This is a genomic window from Streptomyces sclerotialus (genome assembly GCF_040907265.1).
In the GTDB taxonomy this organism is placed as follows: Bacteria; Actinomycetota; Actinomycetes; order Streptomycetales; family Streptomycetaceae; genus Streptomyces; species Streptomyces sclerotialus.
Map to the genome: position 1 here is coordinate 4,837,433 of NZ_JBFOHP010000002.1, position 26,170 is coordinate 4,863,602.

Consider the following 26,170-nt stretch of genomic DNA (forward strand, 5'->3'; position numbering starts at 1 on the left):
ACGCTAATCGGGGCCGCGGGCGGGCCGCATCGGGCCCTGGGACGAGCCGCGTCCTAGGTCTGTCGACCGAGGCCCCCGGGTGGCGGAATTTGCTTTCAGGAAGTTTATGGAGGCGTGAGAGGGGTCCTCTTGAGAGGGCGGTAACTTCTTGGCGTGTCCTGTGACTTGAGTCACAGCAGGGGGTAATTGTTGACCCTGTGTACCGGGTGTACAGCTCACTGTGATTCAGTGGCCGTGGCAATCGGACGACTAGAGGACGACAAGAAGCCTGGAGTTGCTGTCGAGGTCTCGGGGAGAGCGAGCGATGGAGACCGAGTCGGAGCCATACGTCCGTCTTGCGACCCTGCGGCAGCTGCACCAAGTGGTCGCCGACCTGAACACCGCACGCAGCCTTGCAGACACGCTGCAGGCCGTCGCCGACGGCGCGATCACCGGGCTGGGCTACGAGCTCGCCGCGGTCAATCTCGTACGCCCCGACGGCGACCTCGTGGTGGCCGCGGTCGCAGGTAGCGCGGGCGCCGAGGCGCTGCTGGCCGGCCGGATCGGCTCCCGGGAGTCCTGGGAGCGCCGGCTGAGCATGGGTGAGCGCTGGGGCGACCTGTGCTTCATCCCGCACACCGAGGGCTGGGTGCTGGACGACGACGACGTCCCGCAGTGGCACGCCTCCGGGCCCACGCCGCGCTTCCCCGACGAGTGGCACCCCATGGACCGCCTCTTCGCGCCCATGTACTCGGCCTCCTCGGGCGGCGGCGAGCTGCTCGGCGTGATTTCCGTCGACCGGCCGCGTAACGGGCGCCGTCCGGGCGCCTGGGGCCGCGAGGCGTTGCAGATGTTCGCCTTCCAGGCCGCGATTGCGATCAGTAATGCCCGGTTGCGGGCAAACATGCAGCGAGCGCTGGTCCGTCTGGAGCGGGAGCAGCAGGCGATGCGGGCGAGCGAGGAAAGCTTCCGGCAGGCCTTCGAGTACGCGCCGAGCGGCATGGCCATCGCCGAGATGGGCGGCGACCAGCACGGGCGGCTGCTGCGCACGAACGACGCGCTGTGCCGGCTGCTGGGGCGCCCGGCCTCCGTGATGCGCCGCTACTCCTTCTCCGACCTGGTGCATCCCGAGGACGTCGGGACGCTGCTGCGTACCTCCGCCGAGGGCGGGCGGGCCGAGCTGCGGCTGGCCCGCCGGGACGGCTCGTACGTCTGGGTGAGCCTGCGCAACAGCGTCGTGGCCGACACCGCCGACGGGCCGCGCTTCCTGCTCACGCACGTCGAGGACATCGAGGAGCGCAAGCGGCACGAGCTGCAGCTCGCGCACCGGGCCAGCCACGACTCGCTGACCGGCCTGCCCAACGCGGCCGAGCTGCGGGCCCGGCTCAGCGCCCGGCTGTGCTCCCGGCCGCCCGGCGCTGACGAGGCGGACGCGTTCGCCTCGGCGGCCGCCGGGGAGGACGACGGGCACGACTTCCTGCCGGACGGCGGGGCCGAGGCGTTCGAGGGCTTCCACCTGGCCCGTCCGGGCCCGGTCTACGACAGCCATGTGCACGCGGTCGCGCCGTCGGACGGGCCCGAGGACGACGGGGCCAAGGGGCTGGCCGTGCTCTTCTGCGACCTGGACGGCTTCAAGTCGATCAACGACCGGTTCGGGCACCACACGGGTGACGCGGTGCTGATCGAGGTGGCCCGGCGGCTGACCAACGGGGTGCGGGACGGCGACACGGTCGCCCGGCTCGGCGGTGACGAGTTCGTCGTGCTCGCGGACGGGCTGGGCAAGGCGGACGCGGAGGACCTGGCCGTACGGCTGCGGAACGCGATCATTCCGCCGATCCGGGTGGACGGCCGGGCCGTGCGGGTCGGTGCCAGCTTCGGGATCGGCTGGGCCGGCTGCGGCATGTCGGCCGAGGAGGTCCTGCAATCCGCCGATCAGCGGATGTACGTCGAGAAGCGGTCCCGCTCGAAGGCGAACCGGCGGGTGAGCTGAGGGCCGCCCGGCCGGACGGGGGCGGGCCACCGCCCCGCCGGCCCGTCCGGCGGCCTGGCCCGGCCCCCGCCCCTCGGCCCCGCCCCGCCCCTCTCGGCCATGTGTCGGAAGACACCTCTCGGGCGCCGGACGCCGGGCGCAGCGCGCTGACCGCCGATGACCCCGGTGAACGCCCGGTGTTCACCGTGCTGTAGTGATCTTGTGGCCGTACGGAACCGGCGTACGCGGCTCCGCACCGGGTAGGCTGCGCCGATGCGGCGCTGGCCGCCGGGGGCCTCACAAGCAGGTGGACCGCAGCATGTGGACCACAGCATGCAGACATCAGCCACGTAGACATCAGTTTGCAAGACCGCTGGGGAGTGACGCGGAATGACGGCCGGTAGTAACGGCACGGACACGCCGGAGAACGACGATCCGTTCGGCTACCTCTACCGCTCGGAGGGCGGCGAGGCAGGCGCGCAGGGTACGTCGGGCGCCGGCGCGGCGGTGCGGCAGCCGGGCGTTCCCAGAAGGTCCTACAACCAGGTGCGTGCCGTCGGCGAGCGGCAGTACGGGCAGCAGCAGCACGGGCAGCAGCCGTACGGCCAGCAGGGGCAGCAGCAGGCGTACGGCCGGCAGAACGCGCACTACGCGGCGCCCGAGACGCTGCCGGGCGGCGAGCGCGCACGGGGTGCGGGGCACGGTGCCGCCGGCGCCGGCCAGGCCCCGCGCCGCAACCGCAACGGTCTGCTCATCGGTGCCATCGCCGTGGTCGCCGTGGTCTGCGTCGGCATCGGCGTCGCGATGGTCTCCAACAGCGGCGAGGACAAGGACGCCCAGGCCGGCGGGACCGGCGCGGCCGCGAGCGAGAGCGCTGAGCCGAGCAGCAAGCCGTCCGACAAGCCGGCCGAGGTCGAACTGCCGAAGGCCGACGCGGGCAGCCTGCGGCTGGACGGCTCGGCGACCACCGCCAAGGACATCCCGGGTGCCCGCTCGGCCGGCGGCCTGTACGTCACCGGCATGAACACGCAGGGTGCCGCGGCGACGTGGAAGCTGGACGTGCCCAAGGACGGCCAGTACACCGTCTTCGTGGGATACGGCGTGCCCGGCAAGGACGCCGACGCGACGCTGTCGATCAACGGCAAGGCGCGTGACTCGGCGCTGAACATGAAGAACTTCGCCGGTGCGCAGGAAGGCGACTGGGAGAAGGGCTGGACCCGGACCTACGCCTACGTGCAGCTGAACAAGGGCACCAACACGGTCAAGATCTCCTGCGAGCAGGGGAACCAGTGCGATTTCAACCTCGACCAGGTGTGGCTGAAGGCGGGCCAGGTCACCACGCCGTAGCGGGCAGCCGGTAGCCGGCCACCGGCCGGGGCCGCTGCGGTCATCGGCCGGTGCCCCGGCCGGCGCCGCCTCAGGCCGCGGCCGGTCCGTCCGTCACGGTGACCTCGCCCAGCAGTTCCTCGTACGTGGCCCGGTCGAACTCGCCGGCCCCCTCGGCCCGTACCGTCGCGGCCGACAGGGCCACGGCGCGGGCCAGCCGGTCCGGCCAGGAGGCCCCTTCCACCAGGGCGGACAGCAGCCCGGCCACCGCCGAGTCGCCCGCGCCCGTGGGGTTGCCGGCGATCCGGCGCGGGGGTGCCGCCTGCCAGGAGCCGTCCGCGGTGACCGCGAGCATGCCGTCGGCGCCGAGCGAGGCCACGACCGTGTGCGCGCCCCGGCGGCGTGCGTCCCGGGCCGCGCGCAGCGGCTCGTTGTGGCCGGTCAGCGACGCCAGCTCGGCGGCGTTGGGCTTGGCGAGGTCGGGCCGGGCCGCGAGGCCGCGGCGCAGCGGTTCGCCGCTGGTGTCGAGGAGGACGGGCACGCCGGCGGCGCGGGCCGTACGGGTGAGGCGCGCGTACACGTCCACGGGGACGCCGGGCGGCAGGCTGCCGCACAGGGCCACCGCCTGCGCGCCGTCGAGGAGTTCGCGGTAGCGGGTGAGGAAGGCGTCCCATTCGGCGGGGGTGACGGTGGGGCCGGGCTCGTTGAGCTGGGTGGTGTCGCCGCCGGCGGTGTCCACGACGGCGACGGTGCGCCGGGTGGCGGCGCCGATGGGCACCAGCGCGTCGGTGACGCCGGTGTCCTGGGCGAGCATGGCGCGCAGCGCTTCGCCGGTGCCGCCGCCGGCGAAACCGGTGGCGACGGTGGCGTGCCCCAGGGCGGCGAGCACCCGGGAGACGTTCAGGCCCTTGCCGCCGGGACGTTCGCTCACCTCGGTGACGCGGTGGGTGCCGCGCGGGCGGAGCCGCGGTACCCGGTAGGTGAGGTCGAGTGCGGCGTTCAGCGTGACCGTGAGGATCATGGTTCCCCCTCCCGCGCAGTGGTCGGACGGCCGTGGTGAACGGCCGGGTACGGACGAGTGCGCGAGCGATCATGCCATCGCTTACGGCAGTTGGCACAGAGCGCGGTGGCCGCCGACGCCGCGGATACGGATCAATCGGCCCAGCCCGGGCGGGGTGCCGCCCGGACCGCGTCCGCACCTGGGTGTTTACCCCGCCTGCGGCGGCCGTACCACCCACTCACCCCGGCGCATGACGCCCACCAGGTCGTACGCCGCGTCCAGGACGACCAGGTCGGCGTCCTTGCCCGGCTCGATGGATCCGGTGCGGTCGTCGATGCCCAGCAGCCGGGCCGGGTTCGCCGACAGGGCCTGGACGGCCTGTTCGATGCCGAGGCCGTCGATCGTGACGGCGCGCTGGAAGGCGAGGTCCAGGGTGAGCGTGGAGCCCGCGATCGATCCGGCGGTGGGGCCGTCGGCGATGCGTGCCACGCCGTCCTTGACCTCGACCTGCATCGGGCCGAGCGGGTACCTGCCGTCGCTCATGCCGGCCGCGCCCATCGCGTCGGTGATGAACGCGACGCGGTCCGCGCCCGCGTGACGGAACGCCAGCTCCAGCACGGAGGGGTGCAGGTGGGTGCCGTCGTTGATCAGCTCGACGGTGATCCGCTCGTCCTCCAGGAGCGCCGCGATCGGTCCGGGGGTGCGGTGGTTCAGGCCCGGCATGGCGTTGAAGAGGTGGGTGGCGACGGTGGCACCCGCGTCGATGGCCTCGACGGTCGCTTCGTACGAGGAGTCGGTGTGGCCGATCGCCGCGATGACGCCGGAGTCGGCCAGCAGGCGTACCGAGTCCAGGCCGCCGGGCAGTTCGGGCGCGAGGGTCATCATCTTCGCGGTGCCGCGGGCCGCGTCGACCAGCTTGCGGACGTCCGCCGGCTCCGGGTCGCGGAGCAGTTCGGGCTGGTGGGCGCCGCAGCGGTGGGCCGAGATGAACGGGCCCTCGAAGTGGATGCCGGCCAGTTCGCCCTGTTCGACCAGCTCGGACAGGACGGCCGCCTGCCGGGCCAGGTCGGCGAGGTCGCCGGTGACGGTGGAGGCGGCCATGGAGGTGGTGCCGTGGCTGCGGTGGGTGGCGGCGACCTTCAGGCACTCCTCGGGGTCGGCGGAGGAGAAGGAGCCGCCGCCTCCGCCGTGCACGTGCATGTCCACGAAGCCGGGGACGATCAGGTGGCCGGACAGGTCGACGGTGGTGCCGCCCGACGCGGGGCCCACGGCGAGCTGCCGCCCGTCGACCGTGAGGGCGAGGTCGTCGACGACACCGGCGGGCAGCGCCACCCGGGCGCCGCTGAGGATGGTTCGGTCCGCCATCAGGCAGTTACCTCCGTGGAGAGAAGATCCCAGGCCAGCAGTCCTGCGCCCAGGCAGCCGGCGGCGTCCCCGAGCGCCGCCGGAACGATCGAGGGGAGCGGCTGGAACGTAACCCGCCGCCGGACCGCCTCCCGCAGAGGCGCGAACAGCGTGTCGCCCGCCTCGGCGAGCCCGCCGCCGATGATCAGGGTGCGCGGGTCGAGCAGGGTGAGGCAGGTGACCAGGCCGTCGGCGAGCGCGTCGACGGCCTCCTGCCATACGGCGACGGCCCGCGGGTCGCCGGACTCGACGGCCTTGGCGGCATCCGCGGCCGTGGCGTCCGGGTCACCGCAGGCAGCGGCCCAGGCCCGGCCGACGGCCGCGGCGGAGGCCAGCGTCTCCAGGCAGCCGCGCCGGCCGCAGCCGCACGGCGCGCCCTGGGGGCGTACGACGATGTGTCCGATCTCGCCCGCGCTGCCGTGCGCCCCGGCCTCGATCCGGCCGCCGATGCCGATGGCGGCCGCGATGCCGGTGCCCAGCGGCAGGAAGACGAACCGGTCGGCGCCCTTGCCCGCGCCGATCCGGCCCTCGGCGAGTCCGCCGGTGCGGACGTCGTGGCCGAGCGCCACGGGGACGCCGCCGAGCCGCTCCGAGAGCAGGCGGCGCAGCGGGACGTCCCGCCAGCCGAGGTTCGCGGCGTACACGGCGGTGCCGGTGGCCTCGTCGATGATGCCGGGCACGGCGACGCCGGCCGCCGCGGCGGGTACGCCGTACCGCCGGGCACCGAGCTCGCGCAGCTCGGCGGCGAAACCGAGGATCGTCTCGATCACCGCCTCGGGGCCGCGCTCGCGCTCCGTGGGGCGGCGGGCCTCGTGCAGCAGTACGGGGGGCCGGGCGTGCGCGCCTCCTGAAGGCTGCGCGGGCGCGCCTCCGGAGGGCGCCGTCTCCGTACCGACGAGCGCGGCCTTGATCCCGGTGCCGCCCACATCGAGGGCGATGACATGTCTCACGCGGGCCAGTCTCCCGCGAGAAGCGCCGAGAGGTCTAGTCCACTTGCGGTCCTCGTGGGTACGTGCCGCGCCGGGGCGCCGTTCGGGCGTGGTGAACGGGGAGTTGGACGGCGGTTCGCCGGGGCGCCACCGGGTGGTCGGCGGGCGGCGGGGTTACCGACCGGTCATGCCGAGCCCCGGAGGAGGCTTCCCTTCCGGTTCACCGATGCGGAACGGAGACCTTGTGTGGTGTAGACCTTGTGAGGGTATGCGGGGCAGACTCGCAGCTCATGCGCCCGGCGGGGGTGATCCTCGCTGCCGCGGCGCGTCCCGGACGTACGGCACACCAAGACGGCACACGAAGGCGGAAAAGGGTACGTAATGGCAGTTCAGCGACGCTACAGGAGCCTGGCGGCGGCGGGTGTCGCGGCGGCCATGACGTTGACCCTGGCGTCCTGCTCCGGCGGACCCGGCGGCAGCGACGACGTCACCCTGAAGCTGGTCGCCGCCGACTACGGCGGCAGCGAGGCCAACTCCAGCAAGCACTACTGGAACGACGTGGTGCAGGCCTTCGAGGCGAAGCACCCGCACATCAAGGTGGACGTCGACGTCTACAGCTGGAAGGACGTCGACAAGGAGGTCGAGAAGCGGGTCAAGGCCGGGAACGCCCCGGACATGGCACAGATCGGCGCCTACGCCGACTACGCCGCCGAGGGCAAGCTCTACAGCGCCGACGACCTGCTCTCCATCAGCACCCAGGCCGACTTCACGCCCGGCCTCGCCGAGGCGGGGGAGTACCACCGCGTCCAGTACGGCCTGCCCTTCGGGGCCAGCACCCGCCGCCTCTTCTACAACAAGAAGCTCTTCGCCGAGGCCGGCATCACCAGCCCGCCCAAGACCTGGTCCGACATCAAGCAGGACGCGCAGCTCCTGAAGGACGCGGGCGTGAAGACGCCGTTCGCGCTGCCGCTCGGCCCCGAGGAGACCCAGGCCGAGACCATGATCTGGATGCTGAGCGGGGGCGGCGGCTACACCGACTCCATCGGCAAGTACACGATCGACTCGCGGCAGAACGTCCGCACGTTCAAGTGGATCAAGGACAACCTCGTCGCTCCGGGCCTGACCGGCGGCGACCCCGCGGACCTCAACCGGCAGGCCGGCTTCGACGCCTTCGCCGACGGCAAGGTGGGCATGCTCAACGGCCACCCCACCCTGATGCAGCAGGCCAAGGCCAAGGGCGTGGACTACGGCACCGTCGCGCTCCCCGGCATCAACGGCCCCGCCAAGTCCACCATGGGCGTCGCCGACTGGATGATGGGCTTCAAGCAGCACGGGCACCGCGCCGAGATCGGGAAGTTCCTCGACTTCGTCTACGAGAAGGACAACGTCCTGAAGTTCTCCGGCGACTACGGCCTGCTGCCGGTCACCGTCTCCGCCTCCCAGGACATGCTCGCCGAGGACAAGTACAAGAAGCTGCACGGCTTCCTGCAGCAGCTGCCGGACGCGGAGTTCTACCCCGCCGACAAGACCTCCTGGCCGCTCGTCAGCAAGACGATCAAGGCGAAGATGGGCGGTGCGGTCGGCAGCGACGGCGACCCGCAGCAGGTCCTCACCGACATCGAGAACACCGCCAACGAAGCGGACAGCGCGACACGCTGACGCCCGCCGGGGCGGCCGCCCGCCCGGGTGATCAGCGGCCGCCCGCCCGGGTGATCAGTAGGGATGTCGTACCGCGGGGCTATCGTGGGCGTGTGGTGTCCGAATCGCCGTCCGAGCGGCTGTCAGCGCGTGACGAGGCCGTGCTCGCCGTGGAGCGCCGCTCCTGGGCCGGGCCCGGCGCCAAGGAGCGCGCCGTACGCGAGCGGCTCGGCATCTCGCCGACCCGCTACTACCAGCTGCTCAACGCCCTCCTGGACGATCCCCGCGCGCTCGCCCACGACCCTGTGACGGTGAACCGGCTGCGCCGGGTGCGGGAGGAGCGGCGGGCCCGTCGCTGAGCCGGTGCCGCGCGCGGCCTGCCGGATCTCCCCTCCGCACACCCTGCCTCACCGATAGGCTCGGCCCCATGGGCAGCCCTGAGAACCTCCTCGCGCAGCCGGTGTCCGAAGCGGGCCGCGCGGGCCTGGCCACCCTCCTCGCCCGGCCCGCCGAAGCCGTCGTCGCGCTCGACTTCGACGGCACCCTCGCCGACATCGTCCCCGACCCCGAACAGGCCCGCGCGCACCCAGGAGTCGTCCGGGCGCTCGCCCGGCTCGCCCCCCTGCTGCGCGCCGTCGTCGTGATCACCGGCCGCCCGGCGGAGACGGCCGTACGGCTCGGCGGCTTCGCCGAAGCGGACGGCCTGGACCACCTCGTGGTCCTCGGGCACTACGGCGCGGAGCGCTGGGAGGCGGCCACCGGCCGCGTCGAGGCGCCCGAGCCGCCGCCCGGCGTCGCCGCCGCGACCGCCGAGCTGCCCGCGCTGCTGGAGCGCTCCGGCGCCTGGCGCGGCGAGCCGGTCGAGGCCGCCATCGAGACCAAGGGCGGCCGGGCCGTCGCCGTGCACACCCGGCGCACCGCCGACCCGCAGGGCACCTTCGAAGGGCTGCGCGCGCCGCTGGCCGAGCTCGCCGAGCGGCACGGCCTGATCGTCGAGCCGGGCCGCTTCGTCCTGGAGCTGCGCCCGCCCGGCGTCGACAAGGGCGTCGCGCTCACGTCGTACCTCCGCGAGGTCGGTGCCGGCGCGGTCCTCTACGCCGGTGACGACCTCGGGGACCTGGCCGCGTACGCAGCCGTCGACGCGCTCCGCGCCGAGGGGACGGCCGGGGTGCTGGTGTGCAGCTCGGCGACGGTCGGCGAGGGCGCCGAGGAACTGGCGGACCGCGCCGACCTGGTCGTACCGGGCCCGGCGGGGGTCGTCGAACTGCTGACGAGCCTGGCAGAGGCGCTGGCGCGCGCCTGAGGCAACGCCCCGCAGGGGCGCAGCCTCAGGCGCGGGGAACCGCGCGAGCGACCGCGACGGCGGGTCAGCCGGCGAAGCACCGCCCGGGGCACCCGGAACCGGGGGCCGGCCACAGACCGTGGCGCCCGCGCGCCCGGAGAACCGGCCTCAGGCCGAGAGCGCGCGGAGCTGGTCCAGGAACCACTGCGTGGGCGGCAGCGCCGTCGCCGCCATGGCCAGCCGCTTCGAGCGGTCGGCGCGCTCGTCCTGGGGCATCGTCAGGGCTTCGTGCAGCGCCCCGGCCGTGGCCTCGACGTCGTACGGATTGATCACCAGCGCGTCGTCCGCCAGCTCCGCGCAGGCCCCGGCCTCCCGGGACAGCACCAGCGCGCAGCCCGCCTCCGACACCACCGGCACCTCCTTCGCGACCAGGTTCATGCCGTCGCGGATGGGGTTGACCAGCGCGACGTCGGCGAGCCGGTAGGCGGCCAGGGAGCGCGCGAAGTCGTCCTTCACGTGCAGCACGACCGGCAGCCAGCCGTCCGTGCCGAACTCGTCGTTGATCTCCCCGGCCAGCCGCGAGACCTCCTCGGTGTACTCCCGGTACACCGCCAGGTCCTGCCGCGACGGATAGGCGAACGCTATGTGGACCACCCGGCCGCGCCACTCCGGCCGGTCGGTCAGCAGCCGCCGGTACGCCAGCAGCCCGCGCACGATGTTCTTCGACAGCTCCGTGCGGTCCACCCGCACGATCGTCTTCCGCGGCGCATCGTCCTCGTCGGTGCCGATCTGCGCGCGCAGGTCCGCCAGCCGGTCGTCGACGTCCGGCTGCCGGGACCGGTCGCGCAGGAAGTCCGCGTCGGCACCCAGGCCGTGCACGCCGAGCCGGGTGGTCCGGCCCTCGTACGTGACGCGCAGGCCCGCGTCCCCGTCCCGCGCCACCTCGGCACCCAGCACCGCCGCGCAGCACTCGGCGAACGCCTCGGCCCAGCGGCGGGTCAGGAACGCCGCCCGGTCGCCGCCCAGGACGCCGCGCAGCACCTGCGCCGCGACGTCGTCCGGCAGCAGCCGGAAGTAGTCCGGCGGCGCCCACGGGGTGTGCGAGAAGTGGCCGATGCGCAGGTCCGGGCGGCGCTCGCGGAGCAGCCCCGGGACCAGCGTGAGGTGGTAGTCCTGCACGAGGACGGCGGCGCCCGGCGCGGCGGACTCGGCGAGCGCGTCGGCGAAGGCGGCGTTGTACGCCTCGTACGCCGCCCACTGGCCGCGGAAGTCCGCGTCGAACGCCGGCTCCAGCGGCGTCTGGTACAGCAGGTGGTGGACGAACCACAGCACGGAGTTGGCGATGCCGTTGTACGCGTCGGCGAACACCCCGGGCGGGATGTCCAGCATCCGGACGGACTGCCCGCCGGTGTCGGCGGGGTCCAGCAGCCCGTCACCGGCGGCGGCCCGCCGGGCCGCCTCCCGGTCGCCGTCGCCGAGGGCGGCACACACCCAGACGGCTCCGGCGTCGGAGCCGATCGCGGACAGGCCGGAGACCAGTCCGCCGCCGCCGCGCCGGGAGGTGAGCGTGCCGTCCTCGCCCAGGGCGTAGGAGACCGGGCCGCGGTTGGACGCGACGAGAACCTGGGCACCTGAGCTGGAGGAGACCATGCCGATGACCTAACCCGCCACAGATCCGCTCAAACGTACGGCCCGCAGCGCGTCGCGGGCGCAGCCGCACGTCGGGCGCCGCGCGCGGCCCGTGGCCAGGACCGGAGAGCCGGACCGCTCACGGGCCGCGGGCCTCAGGCCGCCCGCCGCGCCTCGTACTCCGGTACGCCGCGCATCGGCGGCCGCTCCTCGGTGTCCACGTCGGTCGTACGCGGGACGAAGCCGCCCGACTCGCCCCGGTCGAACTGGGTGAGCCGGGGCCGTACGAGGTGCCCGCGCGCCAGCCGCAGCTGGGCGGTGCGGTAGATCGCCGCGGCCATCCTGCCCAAGGCCTGCCCGTCCTGGTGCCGGTGCTTGCGCACCCCCACGTCCACCTGCGCCAGCGCGTCCAGGCCGACCGTGTGCAGCGCGTCGACCAGCAGTCCCAGCTCGACGCCGTACCCGACGGGGAAGGGCAGCCGCTCCAGCAGCGAGCGGCGCGCCGCGTACTCGCCGCCCAGCGGCTGGACGAAGCCGGCCAGCTGCGGCCAGTGCAGATTGAGCAGCGGGCGGGCCACCAGCTCGGTGACCCGGCCGCCCTGGCCCGCCCTGGGACCGCCGGCCTCGCCGCCCAGCGGCCGGTCGTACATGGCCTTCACGAACTGCACGTCCGGGTCGGTCAGCAGCGGCCCGACGATCCCGGACACGAAGTCCGCGGAGAACTCGCGCAGGTCGGCGTCGACGAAACAGACGATGTCGCCGCTGGTCACCAGCAGCGAGCGCCACAGCACCTCGCCCTTGCCGGGCACCGTCGCCAGCCGGGGCAGGATCGCGTCGCGGTGCACGACCCGGGCGCCGGCCGCGGCCGCGACCTCGGAGGTGCGGTCGGTGGAGCCGGAGTCCACCACGACCAGCTCATCGACCAGCGGCACCGCGTCGGACATCAGGTCACGGCGGATGATCTCCACGATCGTGCCGACCGTGGCTTCCTCGTCGAGCGCGGGCAGCACGACGCTGACCGTCCGCCCCGTACGGCTCTTCGCGGCCAACAGCTGGTCGAGCGGTCGGTCGGCGGCGGACCAGGAGCGTCCGGCCAGCCAGCGCTCCACCTCTTCCAGCACGTATCCGTCTCCTTTTGCTACGCGTCTGAGCCATCCGGCTACGCGATGTGAGCCATCTCGCGGTTCGGACGGCTATCTCAACCGTCCACCCCTTCGGTTACAGTCTTGAACAACGCGGATGACCACCGCATGCCGGGGTCACCGCTGAACAAATGCCTGCCTTTCGCACGCAGGCCATACCGCTCATCCAGAGGGGCAGAGGGATACGGCCCGTTGAAGCCCCGGCAACCCTCCAGCCGGTCTTGCCGCCAGGACGCTGATGTCCGCCGCGCGAGGCTCCCGGCTAGGGAAGGTGCCAAATCCGTCTCACGGCGAGATGCGTCGTGAGGAAGATGAGGAGAAAGGGCCTCGCCTCCATGGCTGTGCAAGCTGCTGAGAACACCGCTACCTCCGTCTCCCTCGGTCCCGCCGCGGCGCTGTCCTGCCGCGAGTGCGGCACCCGCTTCCCGCTCGGCCCGATCTTCGCGTGCCAGGAATGTTTCGGGCCGCTCGAAGTGGCCTACGACCTGCCGAGCGGCGACCCCGAGGGCCTCCGGAAGCAGATCGAGGCCGGTCCGGACAACATCTGGCGGTACGCGCCGCTGCTGCCCGTCCCCGCGGACGTGGCCGACAAGCCCAACCTGAACCCCGGCTTCACCAAGCTGGTCAAGGCCGACCGCCTCGCCGCCGAGCTCGGCGTCACCGGCGGCCTGTACGTGAAGGACGACTCCGGCAACCCGACGCACTCCTTCAAGGACCGCGTCGTGGCCATCGCCGTCGAGGCGGCCCGCGCCTTCGGCTTCACCACCCTCTCCTGCTCCTCCACCGGCAACCTCGCCGGCGCCGTCGGCGCCGCAGCGCGCCGGGCCGGCTTCCGCTCCTGCGTGTTCATCCCGCACGACCTGGAGGCGGGCAAGGTCGTCATGGCCGCGGTGTACGGCGGCGACCTGGTCGGCATCGAGGGCAACTACGACGACGTCAACCGCTTCTGCTCCGAGCTCATCGGCGACCCGCTGGGCGAGGGCTGGGGCTTCGTGAACGTCAACCTCCGCCCGTACTACGGCGAGGGTTCCAAGACGCTCGCGTACGAGATCTGCGAGCAGCTGGGCTGGGAGCTGCCGGACCAGCTCGTCATCCCGATCGCTTCGGGCTCGCAGCTCACCAAGATCGACAAGGGGCTCAAGGAGCTGATCAAGCTCGGCCTGGTCGAGGACAAGCCGTACAAGATCTTCGGCGCCCAGGCCGAGGGCTGCTCGCCGGTGTCCACCGCCTTCAAGGCCGGCCACGACGTGGTCCGCCCGCAGAAGCCGAACACCATCGCCAAGTCGCTGGCCATCGGCAACCCGGCGGACGGCCCGTACGTGCTCGACATCGCCCGCCGCACCGGCGGCGCGGTCGAGGACGTCGACGACGAGCAGGTCGTGGACGCGATCAAGCTGCTGGCCCGCACCGAGGGCATCTTCGCGGAGACCGCGGGCGGCGTGACCGTCGGCGTCACCAAGAAGCTGATCGAGAACGGGCAGATCGACCCGGCGAAGTCGCTGGTCGTCCTGAACACCGGCGACGGCCTGAAGACGCTGGACGCAGTGGCGCCGACGACCGGCCCGACCGCGACCATCCGCCCGAGCCTGGACTCCTTCCGCGAGGCCGGCCTCGGCTGAGCCCCGGCCCCCGGCCGGAACGCTGCCCCGCACTCGTTGCCACTGAACCCGGAAGGCAGAGAAACACCATGAGCGTGAACGTCCGCATCCCCACCATCCTGCGCACCTACACCGGCGGCCGGGCCGAGGTGCCCGCCGAGGGCGCGAAGCTCTCCGAGGTCATCGCCGACCTGGAGAAGAACCACACCGGCATCGCGGCCCGCGTCCTGGACGACCAGGGCAAGCTGCGCCGCTTCGTGAACGTCTACGTCAACGACGACGACGTGCGTTTCGAGGGCGGTCTGGAGGCGGCGACGCCCGACGGCGCCAGCGTCTCGATCATCCCCGCGGTGGCGGGCGGCTGCTGAAAAGCTTCCGTACGCCCCTTTGCGCGCCCTGTGTGCGCCCCTTGTGCACCGTCCGGTGAATGACGGCACGCACTCCCCGGAATCGCCCCGTCCGCAGCAGAAGCGGACGGGGCGATTCCATGTCGTTAAAGGCGATACAGTTGAGGTGAATCCTCTTCGCGCGCGTGCCTGACGCATATGAGAACGCGACAAGATGTGCCCAAAGTGTGTGCGCAATTTGTCGCGTTGATGAGCTATGCCCGGCCCGGCTTGCCCAGAATTATCGCGACTTCGGCCGTTATCGGCGAATGGTCGTGGGCAGAATTCTCGTCCGATTGACCTGTTGCGCTGGGCATCGGTGCAGATACATTCAGCGGCGGTCGACGCGTTCCGGCGCACACCCTCCTTGGGGGTGAGGTCTGACCCGGGTCCGCGGAGTGCGGTCCTGCGCAAGGGCCAGCAATAGGGGAGTTAGGAATGGCTCAGGGCACCGTCAAGTGGTTCAACGCGGAGAAGGGGTACGGCTTCATCGCGGTCGACGGTGGTGCGGATGTTTTCGTCCACTACAGCGCGATTCAGATGGACGGCTACCGCACCCTTGAGGAAGGTCAGCGGGTCGAGTTCGAGATCTCGCAGGGCCAGAAGGGGCCGCAGGCGGACATGGTTCGCGTGGCCGGCTGAAGCGCCGACCGACTGCAGCGTACGGAGGCCCGTGCCCCCTTGAGGGGGTGCGGGCCTCTTGTTGTGAACGCGGTCGAGCCGCGAGCCCGTCGCCGCGGCAGCTCGCACCCCGAGCCGCTTGCACTCGAGGGGGTCGAGTGCTAATCATTGCGTTAGCACTCTGAAGGTGAGAGTGACAGAAGGACCGGGTCGGTGAGGCCCGTTGCCGGGTGGGGAAGGAACCACCAGGCGCAGGCCGTCCGTCGCGGGCGCCACGCGGTCCGGAGCAATCCACCCCTGTCCGGGAGGACCACTTCACATGGCCAAGATCATCGCGTTCGACGAGGAGGCACGGCGCGGTCTCGAGCGCGGGATGAACCAGCTCGCCGACGCCGTCAAGGTCACCCTTGGCCCCAAGGGCCGCAACGTCGTCCTTGAGAAGAAGTGGGGCGCCCCCACGATCACCAACGATGGTGTGTCCATCGCCAAGGAGATCGAGCTCGAGGACCCGTACGAGAAGATCGGCGCCGAGCTGGTCAAGGAGGTCGCGAAGAAGACGGACGACGTCGCCGGTGACGGCACGACGACCGCGACCGTCCTGGCCCAGGCCCTGGTCCGCGAGGGCCTGCGCAACGTCGCGGCCGGCGCCAACCCGATGGCCCTGAAGCGCGGCATCGAGAAGGCCGTCGAGGCCGTCTCCGCCGCCCTGCTGGAGCAGGCCAAGGACGTGGAGACCAAGGAGCAGATCGCCTCCACCGCCTCCATCTCCGCCGCCGACACCCAGATCGGCGAGCTCATCGCCGAGGCCATGGACAAGGTCGGCAAGGAAGGCGTCATCACCGTCGAGGAGTCCCAGACCTTCGGTCTGGAGCTGGAGCTCACCGAGGGTATGCGCTTCGACAAGGGCTACATCTCGGCGTACTTCGCCACCGACATGGAGCGTATGGAGGCGTCGCTCGACGACCCGTACATCCTGATCGTCAACTCCAAGATCTCCAACGTGAAGGACCTCCTTCCGCTGCTGGAGAAGGTCATGCAGTCGGGCAAGCCGCTGCTGATCATCGCGGAGGACGTCGAGGGCGAGGCGCTGTCCACCCTGGTCGTCAACAAGATCCGTGGCACCTTCAAGTCCGTCGCCGTGAAGGCCCCGGGCTTCGGTGACCGCCGCAAGGCCATGCTCGGCGACATCGCCATCCTCACCGGTGGCACCGTCATCTCCGAGGAGGTCGGCCTCAAGCTGGAGAACGCCGGTCTCGACCTGCTCGGCCGCGCCCGCAAGGTCGTCATCACCAAGGACGAGACCACCATCGTCGACGGTGCCGGTGACAGCGAGCAGGTTCAGGGCCGCGTCAACCAGATCCGCGCCGAGATCGAGAACTCGGACAGCGACTACGACCGCGAGAAGCTGCAGGAGCGCCTGGCGAAGCTCGCCGGCGGTGTTGCGGTCATCAAGGCCGGTGCCGCGACCGAGGTCGAGCTCAAGGAGCGCAAGCACCGCATCGAGGACGCCGTCCGCAACGCGAAGGCGGCCGTCGAGGAGGGCATCGTCGCCGGCGGTGGCGTGGCCCTGCTGCAGGCCTCCTCGGTCTTCGAGAAGCTCGAGCTCGAGGGCGACGAGGCCACCGGTGCCGCCGCTGTGAAGCTGGCCCTGGAGGCTCCGCTGAAGCAGATCTCCGTCAACGGCGGCCTCGAGGGCGGCGTTGTCGTGGAGAAGGTGCGCAACCTGACCGTGGGCCACGGCCTGAACGCCGCGACCGGCGAGTACGTCGACATGATCGCCGAGGGCATCATCGACCCCGCCAAGGTCACCCGCTCCGCGCTGCAGAACGCCGCCTCCATCGCGGCGCTGTTCCTCACCACCGAGGCCGTCATCGCCGACAAGCCGGAGAAGGCCGCCGCGGCCGCTCCGGGCGGCATGCCCGGCGGTGACATGGACTTCTGATCCACCCCTTCCGGGAACGGATCAGCTGTTCAGCTGCACGGACCGAGGGCGGCACTCCCACCATGGGGGTGCCGCCCTCGGGCGTTCGCACGGCTGTCGTGGCTGTCGTGGCCGCCGGGTCAGACGGACGCGGGCTCCTTCGCGGTGGAGGGCCCGCCGGCGGGGGCCGCGCCGGTCCCCGTGCCGCCGGCCACCGGGGACCGCGAAGCGTCGGAGTCGGCGTTCAGGTCGGTGAGCATCTGCTTGCTGAAGCCGAAGAAGTAGGTGGCCAGAAAGCCGACGACATAGCCGGCGAGCAGGCCGACGGCGTAGATCACGGCCGTCGCGCCCAGGTCGTGGTTGCCCTTGAGGAGCGGGAAGAGGGCCCAGCCGGAGGGGCCGATGGCGGTGGAGCCGACGGCCGTGCCGAGCTGGTTGAAGAGGCCGACGAACGCGCCGCCGAACGCCCCGCCGACGCAGGCCGTGACGAACGGCCGCCCGAGGGGGAGCGAGACGCCGTAGATCAGCGGCTCGCCGACGCCCAGGAAGCCGGCCGGGAGGGCGGACTTGATGGTCGTACGGATCGAGCCGTTGCGGGGGAGGCGGAGGTGGACGGCGATGGCGGCGCCGACCTGGCCCGCGCCCGCCATCGCGAGGATCGGCAGCAGGACGGTGTAGCTCTGCTGCTCGATGAGGGTGGTGTGGATCGGGATGAGGGCCTGGTGCAGGCCGAGCATCACCAGCGGGAGGAAGAGCCCGCCGAGGACGAAGCCGGCGAGCGCGCCGCCGTGGCCCAGCAGCCAGTTGGCGGCCGTACCGATCGCGGTGGACACCTCACCCGCGGCGTACATAAGGCCGAAGACCGTCACCAGGCCCGTGACGAGGACGGTGAGGGTCGGGGTGACCAGGACGTCGAGTGATTCGGGGACCCACTTACGGCACCACTTCTCGATGTGGGCCGCCAGTACGGCGGCGCCGAGCGCGCCGAGGACGCCGCCCTGGCCGGGGGAGAGCTGCTGGCCGAAGGCGGTGATGTGCGCGACGCCCGGGAAGACGATGATCGCCGCGACCGCGCCGCCGAGGATGGGCGTGCCGCCGAACTCCTTGGCGGTGTTGAAGCCGACGAAGACCGCGATCAGCGCCATGAAGCCGGAGGCGATGGCGGTCAGCGCGGGGACGAGGGCGGGCAGCCAGCCGAGGTTGGTCAGCAGGCCGTTGAAGCCCGCGATGATGCCGCAGCCGATGAGGGCGGGGATCAGCGGGACGAAGATGTTCGCGATCTTGCGGAGGAACAGCTTGAAGGGGGTGGCGTTGGCCGCCTTCCGCCGCGCCTTGATCGCGGCGCCCTGGGCGGCCAGCTCGTCGGCGGTGGTGGGAGCGGGGGCGCCGGGCGCGCCCTGACCGTCGGACGCACCAGGCATACCGGATGTACTAGATGTGCCGGACGTACCGGACGGGCCGGTGGCAGCAGCCGGGCCGGCGGTGGCGGCGGCCGGCTCGGGGGCGGCCGCCGCGGGCTCGGGGGCGGCCGCGCGCTCCTCCTCGACCAGCTCTTCGAAGAGAGGCGTGACGCGGGCGACCGTACCGGGGCCCAGCACGATCTGGTACGTGTCGTCCTCGACCACCCCCATGACGGCCGGCAGCGCCTTCAGCGCTTCGTCCTGGACCAGTGCACGGTCCTCGATGCCGAGGCGGAGCCGGGTCATGCAGTGCGCGACGGACGTGATGTTGGCAGCACCGCCCACGAGGGGCAGGAGCGCGGCGGCGGTGGCGCGGTTCTTGTCCGGGGAGCCGGAGTTCCCCTGAGGAGATGCAGAGGTCATGTGCAGGCGCTGTTCTGTCGGAGGGCTGCGCGTCGTTGCGCGGGGAGGATCGGGCGCCACTCCCGGAGGGAGGGCGCGGGCGGTCAGGCGTGGGCGGGGCGGTCAGTCCTGGGCGGGGCGGTCAGCCTTCCTGGGCGGCGGCCCGGAGGGCGGCGCGCAGATGGCCTCGGGAGTCGGCGAGCAGGCGGGCCGCGGTCGGGCCGTCCACGGAACCGAGGATGGTCAGGATGGCGTTCTTCACCTCCCCGTCGGTGGCGGCGAGCGCGTCCTCGATCTCCGCGTCGGACGCGCCGGTGGCCAGCGCGACGATGCGCCGGGAACGGGCCCGCAGCTTGTCGTTGGACGCCCGGACGTCGACCATCAGGTTTCCGTAGGTCTTGCCCAGCCGGATCATCGTGATGGTCGAGAGCATGTTGAGGACCAGCTTCTGGGCCGTACCGGCCTTCAGGCGGGTCGAGCCGGTCAGCAGCTCGGGGCCGACGACGACCTCGATGCCGTGGTCGGCGGCGGCCGCGAGCGCGGAGCCGGCGTTGCAGGACAGGCCGACGGTCAGCGCGCCCTGTGCGCGGGCGTGCTCGACGGCGCCGATGGCGTACGGCGTGCGCCCCGAGGCGGAGATGCCGACCACCGTGTCGTCGGCGGTCAGGCCGAGCGCGTCCAGCTCGGCGGCGGCCAGGTCCTTGCTGTCCTCGGCGCCCTCCACCGCGGTGACCATGGCAGGCGGACCACCCGCGATCAGGCCGATCACCTCTTCTGGGGTGGTGTTGAAGGTGGGCGGGCACTCGCTGGCGTCCAGGATGCCCAGCCGGCCCGCCGTGCCGGCGCCGGCGTAGATCAGCCGGCCGCCGCGGGCCATACGGGCCGCCGCGCCGTCGATGGCCGCGGCGATCCGCGGCAGCTGCTCCGCGACGGCGGCCGGGACGGTGGCGTCCTCGCCGTTCATCGTGCGGGCGATCTCCAGGGTGGACAGCTGGTCGATCTCGGCGAGCTCCGGCCGGAACGCCTCGGTGGTGAGGGTTTCCAGCTGGGCCCGCAGCGCGGCGTGATCAGCGGTGGAAGTCATGGCGTGGGGGTCTCTCCGGTACGGCTCGGGGTGGGGGGCGCGTGCGGGCGGGTCAGCGGGGGCGGGGGGAGTGGCGGTGCGCCAGGGCCTCGTAGGAGGCGGAGAGGGCGGGCGCCGCCGTCTCGTACGTGCGCTGGGCGACGCCGACGAAGAGGCAGTCGACGACGAGCAGCTGGCTCGTGCGTGACGACATGGCCGCCGGGCGCAGCTCGCTCTCCCTGGCCGTGGACGTGGTGAGTATGTGGTCGGCGTAGGACGCGATCTCGCCGTCCGGGCGGCCGGTGATCGCGATCGTCGTCGCGCCGTGGTCGAAGGCGACCCGCAGCGGCTCTATGACGTCGGTGGTGCGACCGGAGTGGGTGATCGCGACGGCGACGTCACCGGTCCGCATCTGCACGGCGTTGGTCACCGCGAGGTGCGGGTCGGCGTGCGCGTGCGCGATGAGGCCGATGCGCAGCAGCTTCTGGGCCAGGTCCTGGCCGACGAGGCTGGAGGCGCCGATGCCGTACACATCGATCCTGCGGGCGCCGGCGAGCGCGGCCACGGCCGCCTCCAGCTGGGTGGTGTCCAGCGCGGCAGCGGTGTCGGCGAGGCACTGCTGCTCCTCCTGCGCGAGCTTGGCGACCACGTCGGTGAGGGAGTCGTCGACCGCTATGTCGGCCGTGACGGCGGGCGCCCGGCCGGCGGCCTGCTGTGCGGCGAGCGCGGCGAGCGCCAGCCGGAGGTCGCGGTAGCCCGGGTAGCCCAGCAGGCGGGAGGTGCGGACGACGGTGGCCTCGCTGGTGCCCGTGCGTTCGGCGAGGCCGGTGACGGTGAGCGCGGCACAGCCTGCCGGGTCGCCGGCGACGGTCTCCGCGACCCGCTGCATGGAGCGGGTCATGGACGGCGCCAGCGTCCGCACCTTGGCGGCGAGGGCCGCCGGGGCGGGCGGGGTCCGGTCCGGCTGGGCGCGTCGGGCGGCGCCGGGGCCGGTCCGGGGAGGAGCCGGAGCGCCGGGTGCCGTGCCGTTGAAAGTTTCCTTCAGGTTGGAGCTCACCACTGAAAAGTAATTTCAGCCGCCTGCGGCGTCAATACCTCTCCGTGGCCTGTGGACAACTTGAGTCCCGGAGGAGAAAGGGAACGCGTGTGGGGCTCCGGCGCGTACGCGCGACAATGGGCACATGGAGTTGGAACAGGCGCTGCATGCCGCACGGGCCCTGGTGATCGCGGACCTGGTGGCGGGCGATGTCGCCGACGCGGACATCGTCTCGCTGGTGGAGGACGCCGTCGCGCACCGGCGCTGGTGGGTCGAGCAGTGGCCGGAGGGCGTCGAATTCGTCGCCGGGCTCGTCGCGCAGGACGTCCAGGACTCCCTGCTGGAGCGGTACGGCCGCTGGCCGCTGTGCCCGGTGTGCACGGAGGGCGGCGACCCGCACGCGCTGGACGTGGAGCCGGAGCTCGGGCCCGACCCGCACTGGGTCTGCCCGAAGACGGCGGTCGCGGTGGCCCCCGTCGGGTCGCTCGGCACGTCCCTGGGACGCTGAGGCGCCCGGCGTGGCCGTCTACATCGATCCGCCGACCTGGCCGGGGCACGGCCGGCTGTGGTCGCACCTGGTGAGTGACGTGTCGTTCGAGGAGCTGCACGCCTTCGCCGCGGGGATCGGCGCGCCGCGACGGGCCTTCGAACGCGACCACTACGACCTGCCGGCGGAACGGTACGCCGACGCCGTACGCGCCGGCGCGGTCGAGGTCGGCAGCAAGGAACTGGTGCGCCGCCTCACGGCAGCGGGCCTGCGCCGCCCGAAACACCGCCCGCCCGCGTAAGGCCACGTTCGGGGCGGGCGCCGCCTCAGGGAGGCGGCGCCTGTCCTCAGAGGTGCTTCGTGACCGCCGGCGCGTCGCGGTCGTCCGCAGCGGCCTCATGGGCGTGCGGCGCGTCCGAGGAGGCGACCAGCCGGGAGGCCGCGCCCGTCGAGCGCTGCAGCCGGTAGGAGAGGGCGGTCGCGACGACGGCGGCGGCTGCCAGCGCGGCGCCGGTCCATGCCACGGCCGGGTAGCCCCAGTGCGCGCTGATGACCAGGCCGCCGAGCCAGGGGCCGAGCGTGTTGCCGATGTTGAAGGCGGCCGTCGTGGTGGCGCCGGCCAGCGTCGGCGCGGCGTTGGCCACGTTGAACATCCGGGCGTTGAGGGCCGGTGCCGTGGTGAACGCCGTGACGCCCAGCATCAGCGAAAGCGCGACCGCGGCAACGGAGTTGTGCGCGGTGAGCGCGAGGACCGCCAGGACGACGGTGGAGGCGGCGATGCCGCCGAAGAGGGTCGGGAAGAGGTGCGCGTCGGCGATCCGGCCGCCTATGTACGTACCGATGAGCGCGCCGACGCCGAAGAGCGCCAGGACCGTGGGCACCCAGCTCTCGGCGAGCCCCGCGGTACGCGTGAGCAGGGGGGAGAGGTACGAGAAGAGGGCGAAGACCGCGGCGCCGTTCAGCGCGGTGGCGCTGAGCGAGAGCCAGACCTGCTTGTCCCGGTAGATCTTCAGCTCGCGGCGGAGCTGCGGGCGGTCCTCACCCGTGGGCACCTCCGTGCGCGGGACGAGGGCGATCACGCCGACGAGGCCGATCGCGGAGAGGACCGCCACACCCCAGAACGCGGCGCGCCACCCGGCGGTCTGGCCGAGCAGCGCACCGGCCGGCACGCCCGCGATGTTGGCGATGCTGAGACCGCCGACCATCACGGCCATCGCGCGGGCACGCGCGGTGAACGGTACGAGCGAGACGGCCACCGCGGCGCCGACCGCCCAGAAGCCCGCGCAGGCCAGCGCGCTCACCACTCGGGAGACGAACAGCACGCCGTACGACGGCGCGAGCGCGCCCGCGACCTGGCCGAGGCCGAAGACCGCGAGCAGCGCGATCAGTGTCGTACGGCGCGGCAGGCGGAGCGTGGCGGCGGCCAGCGTCGGAGCGCCGACCACCATGCCGATCGCGAACGCGGAGACGAGCAGGCCGGCCTGCGGGATGGAGACGTCCATGTCCCGGGCCAGTGGCTGGAGGATCCCGGAGAGCATGAACTCGCTCGTGCCGAGAGCGAAGACGGACAGGCCGAGGATGTAGACGGCGATGGGCATTCGGGCGCGTTCGGCGCGATCGGTAGGGACAGGCATGACACGCATGAACAGTGTGAACGCGCCTGTCATTCCCGGTTTCTTCGCGCCGAGACGACCTTCATGTGCCGGTACGGCCGCCGTCACCGGCAGGTGGCACGGCCGTTACCGCCGCCCTGGTCCGGCGGCTGTCAGGCGCCGGTGACCTGGTCCAGCGCGCCGTCGCGTACCGCCGTGACGAACGCCGACCAGGCGGCCGGCGGCACGACGATCGCCGGCCCCCAGGGGATCTTGCTGTCCCGCACGGGGACCGCGCCGGGCGCTCCGTGGCCCATCTCGACGCAGTCGCCGCCGCTCCCGCCGCTGTAGCTGCTCTTGCGCCAGCGGATGCCGGAGAGGTCGAGCGCGTGGCTCGCCGGGGGGCGGGCCGCGGTGCTGTGCGCACCGTGGCCCGCGCCGTGAACGGCGCCGTACCGCGCCGGGTGGAACGTGTGGTTATCCATGATCATCCTGAAAATCCTTCGCCGCCGACTCGATGAGAACGAGGGACGCTTCGGGTGACAGTGCAGCGGCCCGGACGAGATCGTAAGCCAGGCCGTACCGTTCCACACGCAAAGGCTCATCCAACATCTGACCTGTTTCAAGGCCTTGTAGGTAAGCGACGGGCGGTGCATCTGCGAATGTCATCAACTTCAGCGAACCTTCGAGCGCGGCGTGGGCACCCTCCGAGTACGGCAGGACCTGCACGATGACGCGATTGCGGCGCATGAGTGCCGCGATATGGGCGAGCTGGGTGTGCATCGCGCCCGGACCGCCCACGGGGCGGCGCAGCACGTTCTCGTCCAGCACCGCCCAGAACATCGGCTTTGTTGGATCGTCGAGGATGCGGGCCCGGTCCAGGCGCGCGGACAGCAGGCCCTCGATCAAGCTCTCCGGTGCGACCGGATGCACCGCGCGGAACACGGCGCGCGCGTACTCCTCCGTTTGCAGCAGTCCCGGGACGAGCAGGGGTGCGTACTCCCTGATCGACACGGCTAACGCCTCGAACTCGGCGGCGTCCGCGAAGTGTTCCGGATAGCGGGAGCGCTGGGCGGCGTCGGCGTTGCGCTCGAAGAATCCGTCCGTGTCGAGGATCTCGTCGATCCGTCGTGCGTACTCCGTCTGCATCCGCCGCGCGCCCGATTCGAGCTGGCCGATGAACGACCCGCTCACGAACATCGGCGCTCCGAGCTCGGCCTGCGTCAGCCCTGCCCTCTCCCGCTTGAACCGCAGTTCAGCGCCGTACAGCGCCCTCGGTGAAAGCGATGCGTCCAGTTGCTTCGGCTTCGGCATGGCCCACTCCCTGTCGTGCACCTGGTGTTGTTGGATGTCACCCTCTGTCAAGCTTAACCCCGCACCGTCACCATATAGACACAACCAGTGAGGCGTGACGGAGCGCGGTGAGGGCGCAGTGAGGCGCGGTGAGGCGCAGTGAGGTCAGCGACCGGAGAGATGAGGTACCCGGTGACGCTCCCGGCGAAGGGGTCGTACGTGGTCGACACCAGGTTCGGCAGGATCGGAGAGGTGATGGGGCACGAAGGGCCCTACGTGCAGCTGCGCCCGCCGGGGGGCGGGCGCGAGTGGGACTGTCCGCCGGGCGACGCCCGGGAGGCCACCCCGCGGGAACGCCTGGCGGCCAGGACCGCGCTGGCCAACGCGCGCAGCCGGGGGGAGCGCCGCTGAGCGGCGCCGGCGGGGAGAGCTGAACGTGCGAGCCGTGCGCCCCGGACCCTGGCGCTCCCGGCCCTCCCCGGTCGTCACGACGTCAGCAGGTCGAGCTCCGTGCTGATGTTCCGCCGGGCCAGCCGCTCCCATCTGTCGTGGCCCGCCGGCGTACGGAACAGCCGGGGCAGCGCCAGCAGTTGACGCAGGACATCGGCCCGCCCCGCCCGGAAGGCCGGGTCCGGCACGAACCCGAACTCCTCCCGGACCGCGGCGGCGTACGCGGCGTACTGCTCGGGCGCGCCGGCCAGTACCGCAAGGTCGGCGTCGCACAGCACCTCGCCGTTGCTGTCCCCCTCGGCCGGATCGTGCGTGACCGTGAGCCGCACGAGCCGCGCGACCTCCGCCGTGTACCGGTCGGCGATCCCCAGCTCGGGCAGTGCCCGTTCGGCGAGCGCCGCGCTGCGCTCCTCGTTCTCCGAACGGTCGGGGCGGTAGACGGCGTCGTGGAACCACGCGGCGAGCCGTACCGCATCGGGCTCCGCGGCGTGCGCGGCGAGCTCGTCGATCCGGTCCAGTACCGCGGTCAGGTGGTCGGTCGTGTGGTACCGGCGCTGCGGCTCGGCCCAGCGCGCGAGCAGGTTGTCGGCGTACGGAGCGGGATCCGGTGCTGTGGCGGGTGCGGTGCCCGACGCGGTGGCGCCGGCGTCCCGGAGTGCCAGGACGGCGTCGTGCCAGCGGCGGCGCAGGTGCCCGCCCGGGTCCGCGCCGTCCGTACGGTCCGTCGGGTCCGTCGGAGAGGAAGCCATACGCCCATTGTGCGCATCCGGACCGGTGGCCTCACCACAGTGATCCGCGCCGATCGGTGGCGTGTCCCGAGCGGAACTTCCGGGCCGCTTTCGCGCCGTATCGGTGTCGCTCCGTAGCGGTGGCCTGTCGGCTGTGGCACTCTTGAGCACATGTCTAGACCAATTCTCGAGGTGATCGCGCTCGATGCCGCGGACGCCGCCGCGGCCGAGGCCGGAGGGGCGGACCGCCTCGAACTGGTCACGGACATGGCGTCCGACGGACTGACCCCGCCGCGCGAGACCGTCGCCGCCGTACGGGCCGCCGTCGGCATCCCGCTGCGCGTCATGCTGCGCGCGGCGGACGGCTTCGCCGCGGGCGACGCCCGTACGCTCGACGCGCTGTGCGCGGAGGCGGCGGCGCTCCGGGCCGAAGGCGCCGAGGAGTTCGTCCTCGGCTTTCTGGCCGAGGACGGCGGCCCCGACCTCGCCGCGCTGGACGCGCTGACCGAAGTGATCGACGGCTGCCGCTGGACCTTCCACCGGGCCATCGACCGCGCCGCCGACCGCGACGGCCTGCGCAAGCGCCTGGACGGCCGGCCCGGCCTGGACACCTACCTCACCGCCGGCTCGGCCGCCGGCGTCGACGACGGACTGCCGGTCCTGCTGGCCGAGGCCGCCCGCGCCGCGACCGGCGAACCGGGGTACGGCCCGCAGATCATGGCCGGCGGCGGCCTCACCCTCGCCCACGTCCCCCGCCTCCGCGCCGCCGGCGTCACCGCCTTCCACATCGGCGGCGCGGCGCGCCCGGCAGGCTGGTCGGCGCCGGTCGCCCCGGCCGCCGTCGAGACCTGGCGGACGGCGCTGGACGCCTGAGCGACCGTCCCGCCCGTCCCGG

At 72.5% G+C, this 26,170-nt stretch carries 25 protein-coding genes and 1 riboswitch; of the genes, 13 read left to right on the forward strand and 12 right to left on the reverse strand.

Annotated elements, in window-relative coordinates:
* The first annotated feature begins 304 nt into the window (after positions 1-304).
* Both cdgB and AAC944_RS21555 read left to right on the forward strand, forming a co-directional pair.
* A complete protein-coding gene (gene cdgB, locus AAC944_RS21550) occupies positions 305-1,969 on the forward strand; it encodes a diguanylate cyclase CdgB (protein WP_030610108.1) in 1,665 nt (554 codons plus the stop codon).
* A gap of 369 nt (positions 1,970-2,338) precedes the next feature.
* On the forward strand, positions 2,339-3,295 hold the full coding sequence (locus AAC944_RS21555) for a carbohydrate-binding protein (protein WP_030610106.1): 957 nt from the start codon (positions 2,339-2,341) through the stop codon (positions 3,293-3,295).
* A gap of 70 nt (positions 3,296-3,365) precedes the next feature.
* Here AAC944_RS21555 and pfkB read toward each other — a convergent pair whose 3' ends face one another.
* The 3 genes from pfkB to AAC944_RS21570 all read right to left on the reverse strand — a co-directional run bounded on the left by pfkB (position 3,366) and on the right by AAC944_RS21570 (position 6,628).
* Positions 3,366-4,295 (reverse strand): 1-phosphofructokinase, encoded by a 930-nt coding sequence (pfkB, locus tag AAC944_RS21560; RefSeq protein WP_030610104.1) that lies wholly within the window; start codon positions 4,293-4,295, stop codon positions 3,366-3,368.
* A 186-nt stretch (positions 4,296-4,481) separates the two neighbouring features.
* On the reverse strand, positions 4,482-5,639 hold the full coding sequence (gene nagA, locus AAC944_RS21565) for an N-acetylglucosamine-6-phosphate deacetylase (RefSeq protein ID WP_030610102.1): 1,158 nt from the start codon (positions 5,637-5,639) through the stop codon (positions 4,482-4,484).
* Complete coding sequence (locus AAC944_RS21570) at positions 5,639-6,628, reverse strand: ROK family protein (protein ID WP_030610099.1); 990 nt, start codon at positions 6,626-6,628, stop codon at positions 5,639-5,641. Before AAC944_RS21570 ends, nagA begins: the two co-directional genes overlap by 1 nt.
* 414 nt (positions 6,629-7,042) lie before the next feature.
* Between AAC944_RS21570 and AAC944_RS21575 the strand changes: the two genes are divergently transcribed.
* The 3 genes from AAC944_RS21575 to otsB all read left to right on the forward strand — a co-directional run bounded on the left by AAC944_RS21575 (position 7,043) and on the right by otsB (position 9,548).
* Positions 7,043-8,266: an extracellular solute-binding protein gene (locus AAC944_RS21575; protein ID WP_078888355.1), complete on the forward strand. Its 1,224-nt coding sequence runs from the start codon at positions 7,043-7,045 to the stop codon at positions 8,264-8,266.
* Positions 8,267-8,358: 92 nt separating this feature from the next.
* Positions 8,359-8,604 carry a DUF3263 domain-containing protein gene (locus AAC944_RS21580; RefSeq protein ID WP_051871492.1) on the forward strand — a complete coding sequence of 82 codons (246 nt, stop codon included), beginning with the start codon at positions 8,359-8,361 and terminating at the stop codon, positions 8,602-8,604.
* A 68-nt stretch (positions 8,605-8,672) separates the two neighbouring features.
* Positions 8,673-9,548: a trehalose-phosphatase gene (otsB, locus tag AAC944_RS21585; RefSeq protein WP_030610090.1), complete on the forward strand. Its 876-nt coding sequence runs from the start codon at positions 8,673-8,675 to the stop codon at positions 9,546-9,548.
* A gap of 147 nt (positions 9,549-9,695) precedes the next feature.
* Here otsB and AAC944_RS21590 read toward each other — a convergent pair whose 3' ends face one another.
* Entirely contained in the window at positions 9,696-11,177 is a 1,482-nt protein-coding gene (locus AAC944_RS21590; protein WP_030610087.1) for an alpha,alpha-trehalose-phosphate synthase (UDP-forming), read from the reverse strand.
* Positions 11,178-11,311: 134 nt separating this feature from the next.
* Entirely contained in the window at positions 11,312-12,277 is a 966-nt protein-coding gene (locus AAC944_RS21595; RefSeq protein WP_030610084.1) for a glucosyl-3-phosphoglycerate synthase, read from the reverse strand.
* A gap of 180 nt (positions 12,278-12,457) precedes the next feature.
* Positions 12,458-12,616: riboswitch (SAM riboswitch) on the forward strand.
* Positions 12,617-12,633: 17 nt separating this feature from the next.
* Between AAC944_RS21595 and thrC the strand changes: the two genes are divergently transcribed.
* The 4 genes from thrC (at position 12,634) to groL (ending at position 16,845) form a co-directional block, all read left to right on the forward strand.
* Complete coding sequence (gene thrC, locus AAC944_RS21600; protein WP_030610082.1) at positions 12,634-13,917, forward strand: threonine synthase; 1,284 nt, start codon at positions 12,634-12,636, stop codon at positions 13,915-13,917.
* 68 nt (positions 13,918-13,985) lie between these two features.
* A complete protein-coding gene (locus AAC944_RS21605; protein WP_030610080.1) occupies positions 13,986-14,264 on the forward strand; it encodes a MoaD/ThiS family protein in 279 nt (92 codons plus the stop codon).
* Between the two features lie 456 nt (positions 14,265-14,720).
* Positions 14,721-14,924, forward strand: a complete 204-nt coding sequence (locus tag AAC944_RS21610; RefSeq protein WP_003986833.1) for a cold-shock protein — start codon at positions 14,721-14,723, stop codon at positions 14,922-14,924.
* 298 nt (positions 14,925-15,222) lie between these two features.
* Complete coding sequence (gene groL, locus AAC944_RS21615; protein WP_030610071.1) at positions 15,223-16,845, forward strand: chaperonin GroEL; 1,623 nt, start codon at positions 15,223-15,225, stop codon at positions 16,843-16,845.
* Positions 16,846-16,964: 119 nt separating this feature from the next.
* Here groL and AAC944_RS21620 read toward each other — a convergent pair whose 3' ends face one another.
* From AAC944_RS21620 to AAC944_RS21630, 3 genes are all read right to left on the reverse strand, one after another.
* A complete protein-coding gene (locus tag AAC944_RS21620; protein ID WP_030610069.1) occupies positions 16,965-18,647 on the reverse strand; it encodes a PTS transporter subunit EIIC in 1,683 nt (560 codons plus the stop codon).
* 121 nt (positions 18,648-18,768) lie between these two features.
* Entirely contained in the window at positions 18,769-19,710 is a 942-nt protein-coding gene (gene murQ / locus AAC944_RS21625; RefSeq protein ID WP_030610067.1) for an N-acetylmuramic acid 6-phosphate etherase, read from the reverse strand.
* A gap of 52 nt (positions 19,711-19,762) precedes the next feature.
* Positions 19,763-20,746 carry a MurR/RpiR family transcriptional regulator gene (locus AAC944_RS21630; protein WP_438272746.1) on the reverse strand — a complete coding sequence of 328 codons (984 nt, stop codon included), beginning with the start codon at positions 20,744-20,746 and terminating at the stop codon, positions 19,763-19,765.
* A 124-nt stretch (positions 20,747-20,870) separates the two neighbouring features.
* Here AAC944_RS21630 and AAC944_RS21635 point away from each other — a divergent pair, with 124 nt between their 5' ends.
* On the forward strand, positions 20,871-21,233 hold the full coding sequence (locus AAC944_RS21635) for a DUF8819 family protein (protein ID WP_030610060.1): 363 nt from the start codon (positions 20,871-20,873) through the stop codon (positions 21,231-21,233).
* A gap of 10 nt (positions 21,234-21,243) precedes the next feature.
* Positions 21,244-21,513 (forward strand): DUF4031 domain-containing protein, encoded by a 270-nt coding sequence (locus AAC944_RS21640; protein WP_030610057.1) that lies wholly within the window; start codon positions 21,244-21,246, stop codon positions 21,511-21,513.
* A 46-nt stretch (positions 21,514-21,559) separates the two neighbouring features.
* On the opposite strand, the gene AAC944_RS21645 is transcribed toward AAC944_RS21640, so the two are convergent.
* The 3 genes from AAC944_RS21645 to AAC944_RS21655 all read right to left on the reverse strand — a co-directional run bounded on the left by AAC944_RS21645 (position 21,560) and on the right by AAC944_RS21655 (position 24,118).
* Entirely contained in the window at positions 21,560-22,810 is a 1,251-nt protein-coding gene (locus AAC944_RS21645) for a Cmx/CmrA family chloramphenicol efflux MFS transporter (RefSeq protein WP_107054081.1), read from the reverse strand.
* A gap of 167 nt (positions 22,811-22,977) precedes the next feature.
* Complete coding sequence (locus tag AAC944_RS21650) at positions 22,978-23,289, reverse strand: DUF397 domain-containing protein (protein WP_078888370.1); 312 nt, start codon at positions 23,287-23,289, stop codon at positions 22,978-22,980.
* On the reverse strand, positions 23,282-24,118 hold the full coding sequence (locus tag AAC944_RS21655) for a helix-turn-helix domain-containing protein (RefSeq protein WP_030610049.1): 837 nt from the start codon (positions 24,116-24,118) through the stop codon (positions 23,282-23,284). The genes AAC944_RS21650 and AAC944_RS21655 overlap by 8 nt, the downstream gene beginning before the upstream one ends.
* A 159-nt stretch (positions 24,119-24,277) precedes the next feature.
* Between AAC944_RS21655 and AAC944_RS21660 the strand changes: the two genes are divergently transcribed.
* The gene (locus AAC944_RS21660) at positions 24,278-24,508 is read left to right on the forward strand and encodes a hypothetical protein (RefSeq protein ID WP_030610045.1); all 231 of its coding nucleotides are present in this window, start codon (positions 24,278-24,280) and stop codon (positions 24,506-24,508) included.
* A 74-nt stretch (positions 24,509-24,582) separates the two neighbouring features.
* Here the strand turns inward: AAC944_RS21660 and AAC944_RS21665 are convergent, their stop codons facing one another.
* Positions 24,583-25,296 (reverse strand): HD domain-containing protein, encoded by a 714-nt coding sequence (locus AAC944_RS21665; protein WP_030610042.1) that lies wholly within the window; start codon positions 25,294-25,296, stop codon positions 24,583-24,585.
* Positions 25,297-25,446: 150 nt separating this feature from the next.
* On the opposite strand from AAC944_RS21665, the gene AAC944_RS21670 reads away from it, so the two are divergent.
* Positions 25,447-26,148 (forward strand): copper homeostasis protein CutC, encoded by a 702-nt coding sequence (locus AAC944_RS21670; protein WP_030610039.1) that lies wholly within the window; start codon positions 25,447-25,449, stop codon positions 26,146-26,148.
* Positions 26,149-26,170: the final 22 nt, after the last annotated feature.

What these genes read in the sequence shown, in the direction of transcription:
- cdgB (WP_030610108.1), top strand. Translation starts at nt 305, where the DNA reads ATGGAGACCGAGTCGGAGCCATACGTCCGTCTTGCGACCCTGCGGCAG.
- AAC944_RS21555 (WP_030610106.1), top strand. Translation starts at nt 2,339, where the DNA reads ATGACGGCCGGTAGTAACGGCACGGACACGCCGGAGAACGACGATCCG.
- pfkB (WP_030610104.1), bottom strand. Translation starts at nt 4,295, where the DNA reads ATGATCCTCACGGTCACGCTGAACGCCGCACTCGACCTCACCTACCGG.
- nagA (WP_030610102.1), bottom strand. Translation starts at nt 5,639, where the DNA reads ATGGCGGACCGAACCATCCTCAGCGGCGCCCGGGTGGCGCTGCCCGCC.
- AAC944_RS21575 (WP_078888355.1), top strand. Translation starts at nt 7,043, where the DNA reads ATGACGTTGACCCTGGCGTCCTGCTCCGGCGGACCCGGCGGCAGCGAC.
- otsB (WP_030610090.1), top strand. Translation starts at nt 8,673, where the DNA reads ATGGGCAGCCCTGAGAACCTCCTCGCGCAGCCGGTGTCCGAAGCGGGC.
- AAC944_RS21590 (WP_030610087.1), bottom strand. Translation starts at nt 11,177, where the DNA reads ATGGTCTCCTCCAGCTCAGGTGCCCAGGTTCTCGTCGCGTCCAACCGC.
- thrC (WP_030610082.1), top strand. Translation starts at nt 12,634, where the DNA reads ATGGCTGTGCAAGCTGCTGAGAACACCGCTACCTCCGTCTCCCTCGGT.
- AAC944_RS21605 (WP_030610080.1), top strand. Translation starts at nt 13,986, where the DNA reads ATGAGCGTGAACGTCCGCATCCCCACCATCCTGCGCACCTACACCGGC.
- AAC944_RS21610 (WP_003986833.1), top strand. Translation starts at nt 14,721, where the DNA reads ATGGCTCAGGGCACCGTCAAGTGGTTCAACGCGGAGAAGGGGTACGGC.
- groL (WP_030610071.1), top strand. Translation starts at nt 15,223, where the DNA reads ATGGCCAAGATCATCGCGTTCGACGAGGAGGCACGGCGCGGTCTCGAG.
- AAC944_RS21620 (WP_030610069.1), bottom strand. Translation starts at nt 18,647, where the DNA reads ATGACCTCTGCATCTCCTCAGGGGAACTCCGGCTCCCCGGACAAGAAC.
- murQ (WP_030610067.1), bottom strand. Translation starts at nt 19,710, where the DNA reads ATGACTTCCACCGCTGATCACGCCGCGCTGCGGGCCCAGCTGGAAACC.
- AAC944_RS21635 (WP_030610060.1), top strand. Translation starts at nt 20,871, where the DNA reads ATGGAGTTGGAACAGGCGCTGCATGCCGCACGGGCCCTGGTGATCGCG.
- AAC944_RS21645 (WP_107054081.1), bottom strand. Translation starts at nt 22,810, where the DNA reads ATGCCCATCGCCGTCTACATCCTCGGCCTGTCCGTCTTCGCTCTCGGC.
- AAC944_RS21650 (WP_078888370.1), bottom strand. Translation starts at nt 23,289, where the DNA reads ATGGATAACCACACGTTCCACCCGGCGCGGTACGGCGCCGTTCACGGC.
- AAC944_RS21655 (WP_030610049.1), bottom strand. Translation starts at nt 24,118, where the DNA reads ATGCCGAAGCCGAAGCAACTGGACGCATCGCTTTCACCGAGGGCGCTG.
- AAC944_RS21660 (WP_030610045.1), top strand. Translation starts at nt 24,278, where the DNA reads ATGAGGTACCCGGTGACGCTCCCGGCGAAGGGGTCGTACGTGGTCGAC.
- AAC944_RS21665 (WP_030610042.1), bottom strand. Translation starts at nt 25,296, where the DNA reads ATGGCTTCCTCTCCGACGGACCCGACGGACCGTACGGACGGCGCGGAC.
- AAC944_RS21670 (WP_030610039.1), top strand. Translation starts at nt 25,447, where the DNA reads ATGTCTAGACCAATTCTCGAGGTGATCGCGCTCGATGCCGCGGACGCC.